Genomic DNA, 18,781 nt, shown 5'->3' with positions numbered 1-18,781 from the left:
ATGGAACACGAGCCGACCCACACGATCTCCGGCCGCACGGCCGCCGAGATCGCCGACGGCGTGCGCGGCCTCATCGAACGCGGCGAGCTGCAGCCCGGCGATCCGCTCCCGCCCGTGCGCAGCCTCGCCGACACCCTCGACGTCAACCGCAACACGGCCGTCGCCGCCTACCGGCAGCTCGCCGCCGCCGGCCTCGTCGAGGCCCGCGGACGCGGCGGCACCCACGTCGCAGACCGCGCCGCGGTGCCGCAGGAGGGCTTCGCCGCCGACAGCGTGCTGCGCGACGTCGCCACCGGCAACCCCGACCCCGCCCGCATCCCGGACCCCTCCGCCGCCCTCGCCCGCATCGCGGCCCGACCCGTGCTCTACGGCGAACCCGTGATCGACCCCGGTCTGGAAGCCTGGGCCGACGCGTGGATGCGCGCCGACCTCGCCCCCGAGGATCTCCGGCTCACGATCACGAGCGGCGCGGCCGACGCCGTCGAACGCCTCCTGGCCCAGGCCCTCGTCCGCGACGACGCCGTCGCCCTCGAAGACCCCTGCTTCCTCACGAGCATCCACACCGCACGCCTCGCCGGCTACCGGGTCGTGCCCGTCCCCGTCGATGAACAGGGCATGACGGTCGACGGCCTCCGCGCCGCCCTCGAACAGGGCGTCCGCGCGATCGTCTGCACCCCGCGCGCCCAGAACCCCACCGGCGCGAGCCTCACCGCCGACCGCGCCGCCCGGCTCCGCGAGGTCCTGGCCGACCACCCCTACGTGCTCGTCATCGAGGACGACCACTTCTCGATGCTCTCCCGGCAGCCCTTCCACTCGCTCATCGGGCCCGACCACCGCCGCTTCGCGCTCGTACGATCCGTGTCGAAGTTCCTCGGGCCCGACATGTGCCTGGCCGTGACCGCATCCGACCCCGGCACCGCCGAACGCCTCGCGATGCGGCTCAGCCCCGGCACGACCTGGGTCAGCCATCTGCTGCAGCGGCTCGTGCTCGCCCTCGTCGCAGACCCCGACGTCGCCCGGGAGATCGAAGCCGCCGGCATCCACTACGCGGAACGGAACCGCGCCTTCACCGCCCGCCTCGGCGACGCCGGCCTGCCGACCGCTTCCGGCGACGGGCTGAACCTCTGGGTGCCCCTGCCCGTCCCCGCCCGCGACGTCGCCGAGCAGCTCATGCGCCGCGGCTGGCTCGTGCGCTCCGGCGACGCCTTCGCCCTCGACGAGGCGCCCGCCGCCAGACGCCTGCGGCTCACCGTGCACGACCTCGACGACGCCGACGCCGCACGACTCGCCGCCGACCTCGCCGCAGCCGTCCGCGCGGCCGGCGGCCGCCTCCACCCGACCAGAATGGAATGATGCTCCCATGAAGATCCTCTCGATCCAGTCCGCCGTCGCCTACGGGCACGTCGGCAACTCCGCCGCCGTGTTCCCCCTGCAGCGCATCGGCGTCGAAGTGCTGCCCGTCTACACGGTGAACTTCTCCAACCACACCGGCTACGGCGCCTGGCGCGGCCCCATGATCAGCCCCGACGACGTCCGCGACGTCATCACCGGCATCGAGGAGCGCGGCGCCTTCGGCGGCATCGACGTCATCCTCTCCGGTTACCAGGGCGGCGAGGGCATCGGCGAGGTCATCCTCGACGCCGTGGCCCGCGTGAAGGCCGCCAATCCGGCCGCGATCTACGCCTGCGACCCCGTCATGGGCAACGCCAAGTCGGGCTGCTTCGTCGCCCCCGCGATCCCGATCCTGCTGCGGGAGCGCGTCGTGCCGGCCGCCGACCTCATCACCCCGAACCAGTTCGAGCTCGGCTTCCTCACCGAGACCGAGCCCGACACCCTCGAATCCACCCTCGCCTCGGTCGACCTCGCCCGGGCGATGGGCCCGAGCACGGTGCTCGTCACGAGCGTCGAGCGCCCGGACCGACCCGAGGGCACGATCGAGATGCTCGCCGTCGACGACGCCGGCGCATGGATCGTGCAGACCCCGCTGCTGCCGCTGAAGGCGAACGGCTCCGGCGACGTGACGGCGGCCCTGTTCACCGCCCACTACCGGAGCACGGGCGATGCGGCGGATGCCCTCGCGCGCACCACCTCGAGCGTGTTCGACCTGCTCGAGCGCACGCACGCCTCCGGGGAGCGCGAGCTGCAGCTCGTCGAATCGCAGGAGGCCTACGCGCACCCGCGCATGCAGTTCGAGGTGCGCCAGGTGCGCTGAGACACGAGCTCGGGTGCGGATGCCCTGGGGCGACCCCGGGCATCCGCACCCGGTCCGTCAGGTCCTCGTCAGGCCGGCCAGGCCGCCGCGACCTCGTCGCGCACCTCGCCGAGGAGGCGGGGCAGCGCCTTCGTGCCGGCGATGATCGGGAAGAAGTTCGCATCCAGCGCCCAGCGCGGCACGATGTGCTGATGCAGGTGCTCGGCGATGCCCGCGCCCGCGATGCGCCCCTGGTTCATCCCGATGTTGAAGCCGTCGCACTGCGAGACGTCCTTCAGCACGCGCATCGCGGTCTGGGTGATCTCGCCGATCTCCGCGACCTCTTCGGGGCTCGCCTCGTCGTAGGTGGCGATGTGGCGGTACGGGCACACGAGGAGGTGGCCCGAGTTGTACGGGAAGAGGTTCAGCAGCGCGAAGGCGTGCTCGCCGCGGTGGACGATGAGGGCGTCCTCGTCCCGCATGCCGGGCGCCGCGCAGAACGGGCAGGCGTCGCGCTCGGGCTGCTGGCCCTGCTGGATGTAGGCGATGCGGTGCGGGGTCCACAGCCGCTGGAACGCGTCGGGGACCGCGGCGATCTCGTCGGAGGAGATCGCCGGCACGCCCGCGAACTCCTCGGCCGAGTACGGGCGGTAGTCGCTCGCGGCCGGCTGCTCGCCGTCGCCGCTCATCGGAAGTCTTCCGCCGTGACGATCTGCCGGCGCTCGGCGATGACGCGACGGATGCGTTCGACGGCCTCTTCGACGGGCACGCCGTTCTCCTGCGTGCCGTCGCGGAAGCGGAAGCTCACCGAGCCGGCCGCCCGGTCGTCCTCGCCGGCGATCAGCTGGAACGGCACGCGCTGCTTCGTGTGGGTGCGGATCTTCTTCTGCATCCGGTCGTCGCTCGTGTCGAGCTCGGCGCGCACGCCGGCGCCCTTCAGCTGCTCGACGACGGCGCCGAGGTAGGGCGCGTATTCCTCCGCGACCGGGATGCCGACGAGCTGCACGGGGGCGAGCCAGACGGGGAATGCGCCGGCGTAGTGCTCGGTGAGCACGCCGAAGAAGCGCTCGATGGAGCCGAACTTCGCCGAGTGGATCATCACCGGCTGCCGGTGCGAACCGTCGGCCGCCGTGTACTCCAGCCCGAAGCCCTCCGGCTGGTTGAAGTCGTATTGGATGGTCGACATCTGCCAGGTGCGCCCGATGGCATCCCGAGCCTGCACCGAGATCTTCGGCCCGTAGAAGGCGGCCCCGCCCGGGTCGGGCACGAGGTCGAGCCCGGTGGACTCGGCGACCTCGCGGAGCACGTCCGTGGCGACCTCCCACTGCTCGTCGCTGCCCTTGAACTTGTCGGAGTTCTCATCCCGCGTCGACAGTTCGAGGTAGAAGTCGTCGAGGCCGAAGTCGCGAAGCAGCCCGAGGATGAACTCGAGCAGGTGCTTGACCTCGCCCGGCGCCTGCTCGGGGGTGACGTAGCTGTGCGAATCGTCCTGGGTGAGACCGCGCACACGGGTGAGGCCCTGCACGACGCCCGACTTCTCGTAGCGGTAGACCGTGCCGAACTCGAAGAAGCGCAGCGGCAGCTCGCGGTACGAGCGGCCCCGCGAGCGGTAGATGAGGTTCTGCATGGGGCAGTTCATCGCCTTGAGGTAGTACTCGCTGTTCTCGAGCTCCATCGGCGGGAACATCGTGTCCTTGTAGTACGGCAGGTGACCGCTCAGCTCGAAGACGTGCGCCTTCGTGATGTGCGGGGTCGAGACGTACTGGAACCCCTCCTCGATGTGGCGGCGGCGGACGTAGTCCTCCATCTCGCGCTTGATGATGCCGCCCTTGGGGTGGAAGACGGGCAGGCCCGAGCCGATCTCGTCCGGGAAGCTGAACAGGTCGAGCTCGGCACCGAGCTTGCGGTGGTCGCGTTTGGCGGCCTCTTCGAGGCGGTGCTGGTAGGCGCGCAGCTCGTCCTTGCTCGGCCAGCCGGTGCCGTAGATGCGCTGCAGCTGCGGGTTCTTCTCGGAGCCGCGCCAGTAGGCGGCGGCCACGCGCATGAGCGACCAGCCGTTGCCGATGAGCCGGGTGCTCGGCAGGTGGGGGCCGCGGCAGAGGTCCTTCCAGACGGTCTCGCCGGTCTTCGGGTCGACGTTGTCGTAGATGGTGAGTTCGGCGCCGCCGACCTCGACCGACTCGTTCTCCTCGGCGGATGCGGCGCCGCCCTTCAGCCCGATGAGTTCGAGCTTGTAGGGCTCGGCGGCGAGCTCCTCGCGTGCTTCGTCGTCGGTGACGACGCGGCGCACGAAACGCTGGCCGGCGCGGATGATGCGGCTCATCTCCTTGTCGAGGGCCTTCAGGTCCTCGGGGGTGAAGGGCTCGGCGACGTCGAAGTCGTAGTAGAAGCCGTCGGTGATGGGCGGGCCGATGCCGAGCTTGGCTTCGGGGTTGACCGACTGCACGGCCTGCGCGAGCACGTGCGCGGTCGAGTGGCGCAGGATCGCGAGGCCGTCCGGCGAGTCGATCGTCACGGGCTCGACGGTGTCGTCGGCCGTGACCGTGGCGGCCAGGTCCTTGAGCTCGCCGTTGACGCGCATCGCGACAACGGATCGGTCGGTGAAGAGCTCGAAGCCGTCGGCCACCTGATCCACTCCCAGTCTGAATCGATCCGGCCCTGTTCGCAGGCCGCATCCGGATGTTCCAACTGTAGTCGCCGCCGCGCCCCGGCCGATGCGAGCGGATGCGCCGGCGGGCTCCCCCGGGAACGAGAAAACCCCCGGCGCTCTGCCGGGGGTTCGTGGTGGGCGATACTGGGATCGAACCAGTGACCTCTTCCGTGTCAGGGAAGCGCGCTACCGCTGCGCCAATCGCCCAAGTCTGAGACAAGTATCTCAGCCTGGAGGTGGATACGGGATTCGAACCCGTGTATACGGCTTTGCAGGCCGCTGCCTCGCCTCTCGGCCAATCCACCGCGTGTCTTGGGTTCACCACCTCAAGAACGAAACCGAGCCTTTCGGCCCGGCTTCGATCAGAGCGGATGACGAGACTCGAACTCGCGACCCTCACCTTGGCAAGGTGATGCGCTACCAACTGCGCCACATCCGCGTTTGCTTTCGCATTTCTGCGTGCAGAGAGACTCTAACCGATGATTCGCGCGAATCACAAACTGAGGCCCCCTCGTGTCGCGGACCCGTTCGCGGCGGGTCCCCGACGCGCCCGGAGCGCTCCCCCGATGTGCGCGCGGGCTCATCCGTCGGCTAGTATCTCGGGTGGCGGATCCGAGCATTCGGAACCGCCGATCAGGGCGATTGGCGCAGCTGGTAGCGCGCTTCCTTCACACGGAAGAGGTCGTCGGTTCGAGCCCGGCATCGCCCACATCACGAGAAAACCCCCGGTTCCACCGGGGGTTTTCTCGTTTCACCACCCGTAGCGCTCGCGCACCGCCTTCGCGATCGCCTCGTAACGCCGACGGTCGACGGATGCCGCCTCGCGCCGCATCCCCTCGCTCCGCACGAGCAGCACACGGCCGAGATCCACCCAGCTCGACCGGCCCTGCGCATCCCAGGCACCCGGCCCGAGCTCGACGTAGTCGGCCTGGCCGGGATGCGGCCGGCTCGTCAGCTGCGCCGCGACGAAGAGCCCCGGGTCGCGCTCGGAGGCCGCGAGGATGACGACCGGGCGATCCTTGCCGCGCCCGTCGTTCTCCTCGTACGGCACCCACGTCCACACGACCTCCCCGGGGTCCGGCGTCTCGTCGTCGTCGGGCGCGTAGGCGACCCGCACACCGCGCAGGCGACGCGGATCGACCTCGACCGTCGCGCCCGGCCCCGTCTGCCCGGGAGCGGGCTCCTCGCGCCGCGCGGGCGCCGATGACGCGGCCCGGCCGGCATCCGCTCGCGGGCGGAAGACGGATGCGAGACGACGGAACAGGGATCTGACGGGAGCTGCCACACCCGCACCATACCGGCCGCACGCCGAACGGCCGGCACCGCTTCCGCGATGCCGGCCGTTCGATGAGGCGCGGGGATCAGACCCGCTCGAGGGCGTACCCCTCCTCGCCGTGCACGACCGTGTCGATGCCGGCGATCTCGTCCTCGTTCTTCACGCGGAAGCCCATCGTCTTCTCGATCGCGAAGCCGAGGATCCACGCCACGACGAAGGAGTACACGAGCACCGCGATCGCCGCGACCGCCTGGACCGCGAGCTGGCCGAGGTCGCCGCCCGTGAACAGGCCCGTGCCGATCGCGAAGAAGCCGAGGTAGAGGGTGCCGATGAGGCCGCCGACGAGGTGGATGCCGACGACGTCGAGCGAGTCGTCGAAGCCGAGCTTGAACTTCAGCTCGACGGCCAGGGCGCACAGCGCACCGGCCACGACACCGAGGAGCAGCGCCCAGCCGGGCTCGAGGTTCGCGCACGCCGGGGTGATGGCCACGAGGCCCGCTACCGCACCGGATGCCGCGCCGACCGCGGTGGGCTTGCCGTCCTTCACCTTCTCGACGACGAGCCAGCCGATGATGGCCGCGGCCGTCGCGCCGAGGGTGTTGACGACGATGAGACCGGTGTTGGCGAGCCCGTTCAGCCACTCGGCGCCCGCGTTGAAGCCGAACCAGCCGAACCACAGCACCGAGGCGCCCAGCAGCGTCAGCGGCACGTTGTGCGGCTTGTCCATGCCCTTCTGGAACCCGACGCGCTTGCCGAGGACGAGGGCGAGCGCGAGCGCCGCGGCACCTGCGTTGATGTGCACCGCGGTACCGCCGGCGTAGTCGATCACGGCCGGCAGGCCGAGCGTCTCGCCGAGGTTCAGGATCCAGCCCCCGCCCCAGACCCACGCCGCCACCGGGAAGTACACGAGCGTCGCCCAGAGGCCGGCGAACACCATCCACGAACCGAACTTCGCACGGTCGGCGATGGCGCCCGAGATGAGGGCGACCGTGATGAGCGCGAAGGTCGCACCGAAGGCGACGCCCAGCAGGTCGGTGTTCGCCGTCTCACCCGTCGCCAGCTCGCCGAGGGCGAAGTCCGAGAACGGGTTGCCGGCGAAGTTCCACACGCCGTCCACGGCGCTCATGTTGAATCCGTAGAGCACCCAGAGCACGCCCACGAGGCCGAGGGCCCCGAAGCTCATCATCATCATGCTGATGACGCTCTTGGCCTTGACCAGGCCGCCGTAGAAGAACGCGACGCCGGGGGTCATGAAGAGCACGAGCGCGGTGGCGATGATCGCCCACGCAATGCTTCCCGTATCCATAGGTTTTCCTCACACCTCATCGATCTGCAGGGGATGGACCCGGTCGGTCTTCACCGCGGCGGGTACGGGTTCAGCATGATCCCGGCAGGTTTCGGTGGAGTGGCCCCGTTCGTTTCGCGTCGGTTACGAAGAACGCCGCCGTGTAACGAGCGTGTTTCGCGGGGCTGGGCGGTCGCGGCGGATCGGGAGTGCGGCGGCGCGTCAGGCGTGCGAGGGCAGCCGCCCCGAGGTGAGCGCGACGAGACGGCTCATGGCGCGCAGATACTTCTTGCGGTAGCCGCCGCCCAGCATCTCCTCGTCGAAGACCCGGTCGAGCGGCAGCCCGCTCGCGATCACCGGGATCTCGGCGTCGTAGACGCGGTCGACGAAGGCGACGAGGCGCAGGGCCGCGTTCTGGTCGTGCAGCTCGTGGACGCCGTCGATCGCGATCGTCTCGACGCCGTCGATGAGTTTGGCGTACTTGGACGGGTGGACGGTCGCCAGGTGCGCGACGAGCGGATCGAACGCGTCTCGGGCGACGGTGCGGCCGTGCCCGGCGAGGGCTTGGACGGTGCGGTCGAGCGCATCGTCGTCGAGCGCCTGGGCGTGGCCGTCGACGTCGCGGCGCCGATAGTCGAGGCCGTCGATGCGCAGCGTCTCGAAGTTCGAGGAGAGCGCGTGGATCTCGCGCATGAAGTCGGAGGCGGCGAAGCGGCCCTCGCCGAGGGCGTTGGGCGGGGTGTTGCTCGTGGCGGCCACGCGGGTGCCTCCGGCCATGAGCTCGCCGAGGAAGCGGGTCATCAGCATCGTGTCGCCCGGGTCGTCGAGCTCGAACTCGTCGATGCAGATCAGGCGTGCCCCGCGCAGCAGTTCGACGGCGGGGCGGTAGCCGAGGGCGCCGACGAGGGCGGTGTACTGGATGAAGGTGCCGAAGTACTTCGGGCCGGGTGCGCCGTGCCAGAGCGCGGCCAGCAGGTGCGTCTTGCCGACGCCGAAGCCGCCGTCGAGGTAGACGCCGGGCAGCTCGGCCGGGGCCTTGCGGCCGCGCGAGCGGGTGCGGGCGAAGAATCCGCTCGGTCGCTGCGGGCGCCAGGCCTCGGCGAAGGCCTCGAGCCGGTCGACCGCGGCCTGCTGCGAGGGGAAGTCGGTGTCGGGCCGGTACGAGGCGAAGGACGCCTCGGCGAACTGGGGCGGCGGCACGAGTCCGGCGGCGATCTCGGCTCCGGTGACGGCCGGGCTGCGCTCGGCGAGGCTCACGGTGATGCGGGGCGTTGCCGTCGACATGGAAGGGATGCTGCTCCTGGTGTTGCCCCGGATGACGGCGATGCTGACTTCGGCCGGTGCTCCGCGTAGATTCGTTGTGGACCGCAGACCAGCCTAGTCCGCTCCCCCGACCACCCGCCCGACCGGGCGACCCCAGGAGGTTCCATGTCCGTCGCATTCGACCCAGCCGCGAAGTTCTCCGAGTACGCCCACCCCGAACGCCTCGTGTCGACGGAGTGGCTCGCCGAGCACCTCGGCCAACCGGGCCTCGTCGTCGTCGAATCCGATGAGGACGTGCTGCTCTACGAGACCGGTCACATCCCCGGCGCCGTCAAGATCGACTGGCACACCGAGCTGAACGACCCGGTCGTGCGCGACTACCTCGACGGCGAGCGCTTCGCAGCCCTGCTCGGCTCGAAGGGCATCTCCCGCGACTCGACGGTCGTCATCTACGGCGACAAGAACAACTGGTGGGCCGCCTACACCCTCTGGGTCTTCAGCCTCTTCGGCCACGAGGACGTGCGGCTGCTCGACGGCGGCCGCGATCTGTGGATCGCCGAGGGCCGGCCGGTGACGACGGATGCGACGGCGGTGACGCCGGTCGAGTACCCGGTGGTCGAGCGGGTCGACACCGAGATCCGCGCCTTCAAGGACGACGTGCTCGCCCATCTCGGCAAGCCGCTGATCGACGTCCGTTCCCCCGAGGAGTACTCGGGCGAGCGCACCACGGCGCCGGCCTACCCCGAGGAGGGCGCCCTGCGCGCCGGCCACATCCCGACGGCCGCATCCGTGCCGTGGGGCCGTGCGGCGGCCGAGGATGCGACGTTCCGGCCCCGCGCCGAGCTCGATGCGATCTACCGCGGCGAGGCGGGCCTGGCCGACGGCGACGAGGTCATCGCGTACTGCCGCATCGGCGAGCGGTCGAGCCACACCTGGTTCGTGCTGAAGCACCTGCTCGGCTTCGATGACGTGCGCAACTACGACGGTTCGTGGACGGAGTGGGGCAGCGCCGTGCGCGTGCCGATCGTCACCGGCCCGGAGCGCGGCGAGGTCCCCGGCCGCTGAGCCGGCGCTGCGGGCAGGGGTGCGAGAATGGATGCCGTGAACGCGCCGACCCTGCCCGCAGCCCTCGCCGAGACCCGCGAGGACTTCCTCGCCCTCGGCGTGTCCGACCGCCTGCAGCTGCTGCTCGAGTTCTCGAACGAGCTGCCCGGCCTGCCCGAGCGCTATCGCGACCACCCCGACCTCTTCGAGCGGGTGATCGAATGCCAGTCGCCGGTGTTCATCTTCGTGGAGGTCGCCGACGACGACACGGTCGCGATGTTCGGGACGGCGCCGCCCGAGGCCCCGACGACCCGCGGCTTCGCCTCGATCCTCGCCCAGGGCCTCAGCGGCCTGAGCGCGGCCGAGGCGCTCGCCGTCCCCGACGATTTCCCGCAGACCCTCGGCCTGGCCGAGGCGGTCTCTCCGCTCCGCGTGCGCGGCATGACGGGCATGCTCGCCCGGGCCAAGCGGCAGATCCGCGAGCGTCTCGCCGAGCGCGGCTGAGGCCCGGTTCCGGGCCGGGCGCGGTGGATGCCGCGCTCAGTCGAGTTCCTGCAGCCATGCGGTGATCTGGCCGTTCCAGAGCCCCGGGTCCGCGTTCCACAGTTTCGTGTGCCGGGCTCCTTCCCAGACGCGGAACGTGACGAGATCGGGCCTTGCCGCGGCCAACGCACGGGAGCCGGCGATCGGCACGAATCCGTCGTCGACGGAGTGCATGAGCAGCACGGGCACGGTCAGTTCGCCGGCACGCGCGACCGGGTCGAGTTCGCGGAGCGAGATCGGTGCGGCTGCGCCCGTGAGGCGGCGGCCGGTGCGGCCGCCGAGCACGCCGGAGACCACCCCGGCGAGCTCGCCCGGCAGGCCGAGCATCTCGCCCTGGAAGCGGAGGATGTCGCTCCAGTCGATCGCGGGCGAGTCGAGGATGACGCCGACCAGGCGCTCCCGCACCTCGGGCGAACGGAGCACCGCCTGGAGCACGATGCCCCCGCCCATCGACCAGCCCATGAGCACGATGCGTTTCGCTCCGTGCTCCGTCGCATGGGCGACGGCGGCGCGCACGTCGGCCCATTCGGTGCCCCCGAGCCCGTAGCGCCGATCCTCGCTGTCGGGGGCCTCGCCGTCGTTGCGGTACGAGACGAGCAGCGTGTCCCAGCCGTTGCCGCGGGCGACGGGCACGGCCCGCAGCCCCTCCTGCCGGCGGGATCCGCGACCGTGCACCTGGATGATCCAGTCGCCGCGGGGATGCTCGGGGGCGATGTGCCAGGCCGGCGCCGGCCCGAGATCGGTGTCGACGACGACGTTCTCGTACGGGTGGTCGAACTCCCACGGGCCGAGGCGGAGCCATCCGTTCATGCGGCCGCGGCGGGCCCGTTCGAGCCGGCCGAAGTCGACCGCCTCGATCCGCCGCCGCACGGTCTTCGTGTCGGCTTCGACGATCTCGCCGAGCCTTGCGTGCCCGGCGTCCCGGTCGAACCAGAAGCTGTAACGGCCGGGCATCAGGGCCTCATCGCTCCTCGCGAGCACGATCTCGCCGCGCGGCAGGTCGACGGCGAGGATGCGTTCCGGTTCCTCGTGCACGGCCGGCGGCGTGATGACCCGCCGTGCGAGGGCCACCGCCACGGCCGCCGTGGCACCCGCGACGATCCCGGCGGCGAGCATCGCCCCGCCGGCCGCGCCGAGCGCCGCGCGTCCGGCGATCCTGCCGGCATCCGTCCTGCGCATGCGCACCCCTCCGTTCCGCTGCGAGGCCCGACGGCGGCGCGCCGCCGCCACCGGCCCCTTCCGAGACTCTAATCTGCAGACGTGCCCGAGAACGTCCCCTCGCCGCCGGAATTCCTGGCCGCGCTCGATGCGATTCGCCGCGCACGGCCGCGCCCCGACCTCGTCGTGACCGAGATCGAGGCCCCCGAGCGGCTCGCCCCCTTCGCCGTCGCGCTCTCGGCCGATATCGCCCCCGGCACCCACGGGATCGACTCGGAACTCGGCACCGGCCGTTTCGTGCTGCTCTACGACCCGCTCGGCCAGGACGCATGGGGCGGGCGGTTCCGGGTGGTGTGCTTCGCGCAGGCCCCGCTGGAGACCGAGATCGGCCTGGATCCCTTCCTCGCCGACGTGGCCTGGTCGTGGCTCGTCGACGCCCTCGATGCGCGCGGGGCCAGGTACATCGCCGCATCCGGCACGGCCACGAAGGTGCTCTCGACCGGCTACGGCGAACTCGCCGGCCGCGGCGACGGCGCGCAGATCGAGCTCCGCGCCTCGTGGACCCCCCTCGACCACGAGGTCGCCGCGCATGTGGAAGGCTGGGGGGAGTTGTTATGCATGCTTGCAGGACTCCCGCCCCGATCCGAGGGGGTGACGGTCCTGCCGAGACGGAGGCCCGGGCGTGGATGAATTCCAGGTCATCGATACGGCCGACGGATTCGAACGCGCGATCGATGCGATCGCGCGCGGTCGCGGTCCCGTCGCCGTGGACGCGGAGCGCGCGAGCGGGTTCAAATACTCCCAGCGCGCCTATCTGATCCAGGTCTACCGGCGCGATTCGGGCACCTTCCTCTTCGACCCGCCGCCCATCGGCGACTTCGCCCCCTTGGAATCGGTGATCGGCACCGAGGAGTGGGTGCTGCACGCCGCGAGCCAGGATCTCGCCTGCCTGCGCGAGGTGGGCCTCGACCCCGAACGCGTCTTCGACACCGAGCTCGCCGCGCGTCTGCTCGGGATGCCCCGGGTCGGCCTCGGCACGGTCGTCGAAGAGCTGCTCGGCATCCACCTCGCGAAGGAGCATTCGGCCGCCGACTGGTCGACGCGCCCGCTCCCCCAGTCGTGGCTGAAGTACGCGGCCCTGGACGTCGAACTCCTCGTCGACCTCCGCGACCGGCTCGAACTCGAACTCGACCGCACGCACAAGACCGAGCTCGCCCTGCAGGAGTTCGACTCGGTCGTGCACCGAATGCCGAAGGCGCCGGCCGCCGAACCCTGGCGGCGGCTGTCAGGCATCCACGGCATCCGCGGCCAGCGCAACCTCGCGGTCGCCCGCGAACTCTGGCTCGCCCGCGACTCCCACGCCTCGGCGCTCGACATCGCACCGGGCCGGCTCGTGCCGGACGCCTCCATCGTCGCCGCGGCCAAAGCCCTCCCGCAATCGCGGCGCGGGCTCGCGGACCTCCGCGAGTTCACCGGTCGCGCGAGCCGCAGCGAACTCGACCGCTGGTGGGCGGCCGTCGAGACCGGCCTCGCCTCGGAAGAGCTGCCGAGCCTGCGTGCGAAGGGCGACGCGTTGCCGCCGCCGCGCGCATGGGCCGGCCGCAACCCGCCCGCCGACGCCCGCCTCCGTCAGGCCCGCACGGCCCTCGCCGACGTCGCCGAGACGTTGCAGATGCCGCTCGAGAACCTGCTGACGCCCGAGTACCTGCGCCGCGTCGCCTGGAACCCGCCGGAGGATCTCGGCATCGACGCCGTCTCGGCGGCCCTCGCCGCGCAGGGCGCACGTCCCTGGCAGATTGCCGCAACCGCACAGACCATCGTGGATGCCTTTGTGAGCGCGGAACAAAGCCTGCGGGACGCCGAAGCGGACGCTTCGTAGCTTCCGCCAACGGATGGGTGGACGTCCAGGCGGCCTTCGTAGGATCGATCCATCCAATGAAAGGTGGCTGCAGCGTGGCTGAACGAGCTGAAGTCGTCTTCGTCGACGGGGTCCGGACCCCGTTCGGCAAGGCGGGCGACAAGGGCATGTACTGGAACACTCGCGCCGACGACCTGGTCGTGAAGGCCATCGTCGGTCTGCTCGAGCGCAACCCGAACGTGCCGAAGGAGCGCATCGACGACGTCGCGATCGCCGCGACGACCCAGACCGGCGATCAGGGGCTCACGCTCGGCCGCAGCGCCGCGATCCTCGCGGGCATCCCGAAATCGGTCCCCGGCTTCGCGATCGACCGCATGTGCGCCGGCGCCATGACGGCCGCCGCGATGATGTCGGGCTCGATCGGCTTCGGCATGTACGACCTCGCGATCGCCGGCGGCGTCGAGCACATGGGCCACCACCCGATGGGCACCGGCGTCGACCCGAACCCCCGCTTCCTCACGGAGCGCCTCGTCAGCGAGGACGCGCTCGTCATGGGCGCCACCGCCGAGCGCATCCACGACCGCTTCCCGCAGCTGACCAAGGAGCGCTCCGACCGCTACGCGCTCGCGAGCCAGCAGAAGACGGCCGCCGCATACGCCGCCGGCAAGATCCAGCAGGACATCGTGCAGGTCGCGATCCGCACCGAGGCGGGCTGGGGCCTCGCCACGCGCGACGAGGTCATGCGCCCCGAGACGAGCCTCGAGGGCCTGGCCGGCCTGAAGACGCCGTTCCGCCCGCACGGGCGCGTCACCGCCGGCAACGCCTCCGGCCTGAACGACGGCGCCACCGCCGCCATCCTCGCCTCCGGCTCGCTCGCCAAGGAGCTCGGCCTCGCGCCGAAGATGCGGCTGCTGAGCTACGCCTTCGCCGGCGTCGACCCCGAGATCATGGGCATCGGCCCGATCCCGGCCACCGAGAAGGCCCTCGCCAAGGCGGGCCTCACGATCGAGGACATCGGCCTCTTCGAGATCAACGAGGCCTTCGCCGTGCAGGTGCTCTCGCTCCTCGACCACTACGGCATCGACGACGACGACCCCCGGGTGAACCCGTGGGGCGGCGCGATCGCCGTCGGGCACCCGCTCGCCTCCTCGGGCGTGCGCCTCATGAACCAGCTCGCGAGCCAGTTCGCCGAGCGGCCCGACGTGCGCTACGGCATGACGACCATGTGCGTCGGCCTCGGCCAGGGCGGCACCATGATCTGGGAAAACCCGAACTACGACCGCAAGGCTGCGAAGAAGGCGTAATCGACGATGACCGACTACACGAAGATCGATTTCGAATCCCTCGCCGCCCTCTCGGGCGACGAGGTCGTCACGCACTCCTACGTGCGCGACGTGCCCCTCTCGGGCGGGAAGACCCTCGCCCTCGTCACGCTCGACAACGGCCGCGACCACACGCGCCCGAACACGCTCGGCCCCGTCTCGCTCCTCGAGTACGCCAAGACGCTCGACGCGCAGGCCGCCCGTGCGGCCGAGGGCGAGATCCACGCCGTCGCGATCACCGGCAAGCCCTTCATCCTCGCCGCCGGCGCCGACCTGTCGAAGATCGCCGAGATCCCCGACCGCGAGACGGCGCGCAAGATGGGCCAGCTCGGCCACTACGCGCTCGGCAAGGCCTCGCAGCTCGGCGTGCCCTCCTTCGTCTTCATCAACGGTCTCGCCCTCGGCGGCGGCCTGGAGATCGGGCTGAACGCCGACTACCGCACCGTCGACGCCTCCGTGCCGGCCGTGGCGCTGCCCGAGGTCTTCCTCGGGCTCATCCCGGGCTGGGGCGGCGCGACCCTGCTGCCGAACCTCATCGGCATCGAGAACGCCCTCAAGGTCGTCGTCGAGAACCCGCTCAAGCAGAACCGCACCCTCAAGGGCAAGGACGTGCTCGAGCTCGGCATCGCCGACGTCATGTTCGACTCGGTGAACTTCCTCGAAGACTCCATCGCGTGGGCCGACGGGGTGCTCTCGGGCCGGATCAAGGTCAAGCGGCCCAACGAGCCGGGCAAGATCGAACGCCTCGCGAAGTGGGATGCCGCGATCGGCATCGCCACGAAGATGCTGAAGAGCCGCATCGGCTCGGTGCCCGAGTCGCCGTACGCGGCCCTCGAGCTCATGAAGGCCGCCAAGAACGGAGACCGCGCGGCCGGGTTCGAACGCGAGGACGAGGTGCTTTCGCGCCTCATCGCCGGCGACCAGCTGCAGGCCTCGATCTACGCCTTCAACCTCGTGCAGAAGCGCGCGAAGCGCCCCGCCGGAGCCCCCGACAAGGCCCTCGCGAAGAAGGTCACGAAGGTCGGCGTGCTCGGCGCCGGCTACATGGCCAGTCAGCTCGCGACCCTGTTCGTGCGGCGCCTGCGCGTCCCCGTCGTCATCACCGACATCGACCAGGCGCGCGTCGACAAGGGCGTGGCGTACATCAACGAGGAGATCGACAAGCTCCTCGGCAAGGGCCGCATCTCCTCCGATGAGGCGAACCGGCTGAAGGCGCTCGTGACCGGCACGACCGACAAGGCCGACTTCGCCGACTGCGACTGGGTCATCGAGGCCGTCTTCGAAGAGCTCGAGATCAAGCAGAACGTCTTCGCCGAGGTCGAACCGCACCTCTCCCCCGAGGCCGTGCTCGCGACGAACACCTCCTCCCTCTCGGTCGAGCAGATCGGCGCGAAGCTCGCCCACCCGGAGCGGCTCGTCGGCTTCCACTTCTTCACCCCCGTGGCGGCGATGCCGCTCATCGAGGTCGTGAAGACGCCGCATACCGACGAGGCGACGCTCTCGACGGCGATGGTCGCGGCGAAGAACCTGAAGAAGAACGCCGTCATCACCGCCGACACCCCCGGCTTCGTCGTGAACCGTCTCCTCGCCGTCCTGCTCGGCGAGGCGATGCGCGCCGTCGACGAAGGCACCCCGTTCGAGACCGTGGACGAGGCGATCGCCCCGCTCGGCCTGCCGATGGCCCCCTCGGTGCTGCTCGACCTCGTCGGCCTGAAGGTCGGCGCGCACGTGCTCGACACGCACCACGAGGCGTTCCCCGACCGTTTCTACCGTTCGGAGAACCTGCACAAGCTCGCCGAGTACGGCAAGCTCCTCGACAAGGACGACAAGGGCAAGGTCAAGGGCTTCGACAAGGGCGCCCTGAAGATCTTCGCCGGCGGCAAGAACCCGCGCTCGGCCGAGGACATCCTCGTCACCCTGCAGGACGGCCTCGCCCGCGAGGTGCACCTCATGCTCGAGGACGGCGTCGTCGCCGCAGCGGAGGACATCGACCTCTGCATGATCCTCGGTGCGGGCTTCCCGTTCCAGATGGGCGGCTTGACCCCCTACCTCGATCGTGTCGGGGCCTCGGAGCGCGTCTTCGGCGACAGCTTCCACCACCCGCTGATCACGGGCGTCGGCCTCTGATCGCCTGAGCGGGCACGAACGGGCCCCGGCATCCATCAGCGGATGCCGGGGCCCGTTCTCGTCGGCGCAGGCCGCAGACCCGCCCGCGGGTCGTGCAGACGTGCGTTCAGAGCTGGCGTTGCGGACTGGTGTCGGTCGGGATGTCCAGGCCGGCGCCGCGCGCATACGGCAGCTTGGCGCCGAGCACCATCGCGGTGACGTCGTGGGCGATATGCCGCGGGGTGAGACCGACGCGCTCGAGGATGTCGGCGCGCGAGCCGTGCTCGAGGAACTCATCGGGCAGACCGATCTCGGTGACGGCCGTGTCGACGCCGGCCTCGCGGAGATCCTGGCGAATGCGCGTGCCGATGCCGCCGACGCGGACGCCGTCCTCGAGGCTCACGACGATCCGGTACTCCCCCGAGTAATCGATGACGCTCCGCGGCACGGGCACGACCCAGCGCGGGTCGACGACGGTCGCCCCGATGCCCTGCTCCTCGAGCAGGGCGGCGACCTCGAGCGCGGTCGCGGCGAGCGGGCCGACGGCGACGAGCAGCACGTCCTTGCGCTCGGACTCGACGAGCACGTCCACGCCGTCCGCGGTGCGGCGGATCGCGGGGATCTCCCCGTCGACGTTGCCCTTCGGGAAACGGAGCACCGTCGGCGCATCCTCGACTTGGACGGCTTCGGCGAGCTCCTCCGCGAGGCGGGTGCCGTCTCGCGGCGCCGCGATGCGGATGCCGGGGACGACCTGGAGGATCGACAGATCCCAGACGCCGTGGTGGCTCGGCCCGTCTGGGCCGGTCACCCCGGCGCGGTCGAGCACGAAGGTCACGCCGGCCTTGTGCAGTGCGACGTCCATGAGCACCTGGTCGAAGGCCCGGTTGATGAAGGTGGCGTAGACGGCGACCACCGGGTGCAGGCCGCCGAACGCGAGGCCGGCGGCGGAGGTCGCCGCGTGCTGCTCTGCGATGCCGACGTCGAATACGCGATTCGGGAAGCGCTCGGCCATCCGATGCAGGCCCGTCGGGCGCAGCATCGCCGCCGTGATGCCGACCAGGCGCTCGTTCTGCTCCGCCAGTCGCACGAGTTCATCGGCGAACACGCCCGTCCACGACGGCGCGGACGAGGATACGAGCGGTTCGCCGGTCTCGGGGTCGATCTGGCCGACGGCGTGGAACTGGTCGGCGACGTCGCGCAGGGCCGGCTCGTAGCCGCGCCCCTTGTCGGTGATCGCGTGCACGATGACGGGCGCGCCGTAATGCTTGGCCTGCCGCAGCGCCTCTTCGAGGGCCGCCTCGTCGTGCCCGTCGATCGGGCCGATGTACTTGATGTCGAGGTTCGAGTAGAGGGCCTCGTTGCCGGTGAAGCGGCTGAGGAAGCCGTGCAGGCCGCCGCGCACGCCGCGGTAGAACGAACGGGCGGGGCCGCCGAGCCGCTCGAAGGCGCGTCGGCTCGACAGGTGCAGGTTGCGGTAGCTCTGCTTCGTGCGCACCGAGTTCAGGAAGCGGGCCATGCCGCCGATCGTCGGTGCATAGGAGCGGCCGTTGTCGTTGACGACGACGACGAGCTTGCGCGTGTTGTCGTCGGAGATGTTGTTCAGCGCCTCCCACGTCATGCCGCCCGTCAGCGCCCCGTCGCCGACGACGGCGACGACGTGGCGGTCGTCCTGACCGGTCATCTCGAAGGCTTTCGAGATCCCGTCCGCCCACGACAGCGAGCTCGAGGCATGCGAGCTCTCGACGATGTCGTGGACCGACTCGCTGCGTTGCGGGTAGCCGGCGAGCCCGCCGGTCTGCCGGATCGTGGAGAGGTCGCGGCGCCCCGTGAGGAGCTTGTGGACGTATGACTGGTGGCCGGTGTCGAAGACGACCGCATCGCGCGGCGACTCGAAGACGCGGTGGATGGCGATGGTCAGCTCGACGACGCCGAGGTTCGGCCCCAGATGCCCACCGGTCTTCGAGACCGAGGACACGAGGGTCTCCCGGATCTCGCGTGCGAGTTGCTCGATCTGTTCCGGGCTCAGCGCATCGAGATCGCGCGGCCCCGAAATGGTCTCGAGCAAGGTCATCTGGTCCTCCGAAC

At 70.7% G+C, this 18,781-nt stretch carries 15 protein-coding genes and 4 tRNA genes; 9 read left to right on the top strand and 10 right to left on the bottom strand.

Going from position 1 to position 18,781, the window contains the following annotated elements; translation table 11 throughout:
- Nucleotides 1–1,353, top strand: a complete 1,353-nt coding sequence (locus tag G127AT_RS15260; RefSeq protein WP_210898320.1) for an aminotransferase class I/II-fold pyridoxal phosphate-dependent enzyme — start codon at nucleotides 1–3, stop codon at nucleotides 1,351–1,353.
- Between the two features lie 7 nt (nucleotides 1,354–1,360).
- A complete protein-coding gene (pdxY, locus tag G127AT_RS15255) occupies nucleotides 1,361–2,212 on the top strand; it encodes a pyridoxal kinase PdxY (protein ID WP_210898318.1) in 852 nt (283 codons plus the stop codon).
- Between the two features lie 68 nt (nucleotides 2,213–2,280).
- On the opposite strand, the gene G127AT_RS15250 is transcribed toward pdxY, so the two are convergent.
- The 5 genes from G127AT_RS15250 to G127AT_RS15230 all read right to left on the bottom strand — a co-directional run bounded on the left by G127AT_RS15250 (nucleotide 2,281) and on the right by G127AT_RS15230 (nucleotide 5,280).
- Complete coding sequence (locus G127AT_RS15250) at nucleotides 2,281–2,880, bottom strand: HIT family protein (RefSeq protein ID WP_210898316.1); 600 nt, start codon at nucleotides 2,878–2,880, stop codon at nucleotides 2,281–2,283.
- Entirely contained in the window at nucleotides 2,877–4,772 is a 1,896-nt protein-coding gene (gene thrS / locus G127AT_RS15245; protein WP_244858025.1) for a threonine--tRNA ligase, read from the bottom strand. Before thrS ends, G127AT_RS15250 begins: the two co-directional genes overlap by 4 nt.
- Nucleotides 4,773–4,973: 201 nt before the next feature.
- Nucleotides 4,974–5,048: transfer RNA gene (locus G127AT_RS15240), tRNA-Val, on the bottom strand.
- Between the two features lie 24 nt (nucleotides 5,049–5,072).
- Nucleotides 5,073–5,146, bottom strand: a tRNA-Cys gene (locus G127AT_RS15235).
- 61 nt (nucleotides 5,147–5,207) lie between these two features.
- Nucleotides 5,208–5,280: transfer RNA gene (locus tag G127AT_RS15230), tRNA-Gly, on the bottom strand.
- A gap of 197 nt (nucleotides 5,281–5,477) precedes the next feature.
- Here G127AT_RS15230 and G127AT_RS15225 point away from each other — a divergent pair.
- Nucleotides 5,478–5,550 (top strand) — tRNA-Val (locus G127AT_RS15225).
- Between the two features lie 42 nt (nucleotides 5,551–5,592).
- On the opposite strand, the gene G127AT_RS15220 is transcribed toward G127AT_RS15225, so the two are convergent.
- The 3 genes from G127AT_RS15220 to zapE all read right to left on the bottom strand — a co-directional run bounded on the left by G127AT_RS15220 (nucleotide 5,593) and on the right by zapE (nucleotide 8,686).
- On the bottom strand, nucleotides 5,593–6,126 hold the full coding sequence (locus tag G127AT_RS15220; protein ID WP_244857622.1) for a type II toxin-antitoxin system PemK/MazF family toxin: 534 nt from the start codon (nucleotides 6,124–6,126) through the stop codon (nucleotides 5,593–5,595).
- Nucleotides 6,127–6,202: 76 nt separating this feature from the next.
- Nucleotides 6,203–7,423, bottom strand: coding sequence for an ammonium transporter (locus G127AT_RS15215; protein WP_210898314.1), 1,221 nt, complete (start codon nucleotides 7,421–7,423; stop codon nucleotides 6,203–6,205).
- A 201-nt stretch (nucleotides 7,424–7,624) separates the two neighbouring features.
- A complete protein-coding gene (zapE, locus tag G127AT_RS15210; protein WP_210898312.1) occupies nucleotides 7,625–8,686 on the bottom strand; it encodes a cell division protein ZapE in 1,062 nt (353 codons plus the stop codon).
- A 144-nt stretch (nucleotides 8,687–8,830) separates the two neighbouring features.
- Between zapE and G127AT_RS15205 the strand changes: the two genes are divergently transcribed.
- Complete coding sequence (locus G127AT_RS15205; RefSeq protein ID WP_210898310.1) at nucleotides 8,831–9,730, top strand: sulfurtransferase; 900 nt, start codon at nucleotides 8,831–8,833, stop codon at nucleotides 9,728–9,730.
- A gap of 36 nt (nucleotides 9,731–9,766) precedes the next feature.
- Nucleotides 9,767–10,213: a SufE family protein gene (locus G127AT_RS15200; RefSeq protein WP_425305868.1), complete on the top strand. Its 447-nt coding sequence runs from the start codon at nucleotides 9,767–9,769 to the stop codon at nucleotides 10,211–10,213.
- A 36-nt stretch (nucleotides 10,214–10,249) separates the two neighbouring features.
- On the opposite strand, the gene G127AT_RS15195 is transcribed toward G127AT_RS15200, so the two are convergent.
- Nucleotides 10,250–11,431, bottom strand: coding sequence for an alpha/beta hydrolase family protein (locus G127AT_RS15195; protein WP_210898306.1), 1,182 nt, complete (start codon nucleotides 11,429–11,431; stop codon nucleotides 10,250–10,252).
- An 81-nt stretch (nucleotides 11,432–11,512) separates the two neighbouring features.
- On the opposite strand from G127AT_RS15195, the gene G127AT_RS15190 reads away from it, so the two are divergent.
- The 4 genes from G127AT_RS15190 to G127AT_RS15175 all read left to right on the top strand — a co-directional run bounded on the left by G127AT_RS15190 (nucleotide 11,513) and on the right by G127AT_RS15175 (nucleotide 16,717).
- Nucleotides 11,513–12,100: a DUF3000 domain-containing protein gene (locus tag G127AT_RS15190; protein ID WP_210898304.1), complete on the top strand. Its 588-nt coding sequence runs from the start codon at nucleotides 11,513–11,515 to the stop codon at nucleotides 12,098–12,100.
- Nucleotides 12,093–13,289, top strand: coding sequence for an HRDC domain-containing protein (locus tag G127AT_RS15185; protein ID WP_210898303.1), 1,197 nt, complete (start codon nucleotides 12,093–12,095; stop codon nucleotides 13,287–13,289). The genes G127AT_RS15190 and G127AT_RS15185 overlap by 8 nt, the downstream gene beginning before the upstream one ends.
- Before the next feature lie 74 nt (nucleotides 13,290–13,363).
- On the top strand, nucleotides 13,364–14,572 hold the full coding sequence (locus tag G127AT_RS15180) for a thiolase family protein (protein WP_210898301.1): 1,209 nt from the start codon (nucleotides 13,364–13,366) through the stop codon (nucleotides 14,570–14,572).
- A 6-nt stretch (nucleotides 14,573–14,578) separates the two neighbouring features.
- Nucleotides 14,579–16,717, top strand: a complete 2,139-nt coding sequence (locus G127AT_RS15175) for a 3-hydroxyacyl-CoA dehydrogenase NAD-binding domain-containing protein (protein ID WP_210898299.1) — start codon at nucleotides 14,579–14,581, stop codon at nucleotides 16,715–16,717.
- 106 nt (nucleotides 16,718–16,823) lie between these two features.
- On the opposite strand, the gene dxs is transcribed toward G127AT_RS15175, so the two are convergent.
- Nucleotides 16,824–18,767, bottom strand: a complete 1,944-nt coding sequence (dxs, locus tag G127AT_RS15170) for a 1-deoxy-D-xylulose-5-phosphate synthase (protein ID WP_210898297.1) — start codon at nucleotides 18,765–18,767, stop codon at nucleotides 16,824–16,826.
- Between the last annotated feature and the right edge of the window lie 14 nt (nucleotides 18,768–18,781).

The sequence above is a fragment of the Agromyces archimandritae genome (assembly GCF_018024495.1).
Lineage (GTDB): Bacteria > Actinomycetota > Actinomycetes > Actinomycetales > Microbacteriaceae > Agromyces > Agromyces archimandritae.
The sequence above is the reverse complement of the archived record's forward strand: the minus strand, read 5'-3'. Positions and strand labels throughout refer to the sequence as shown.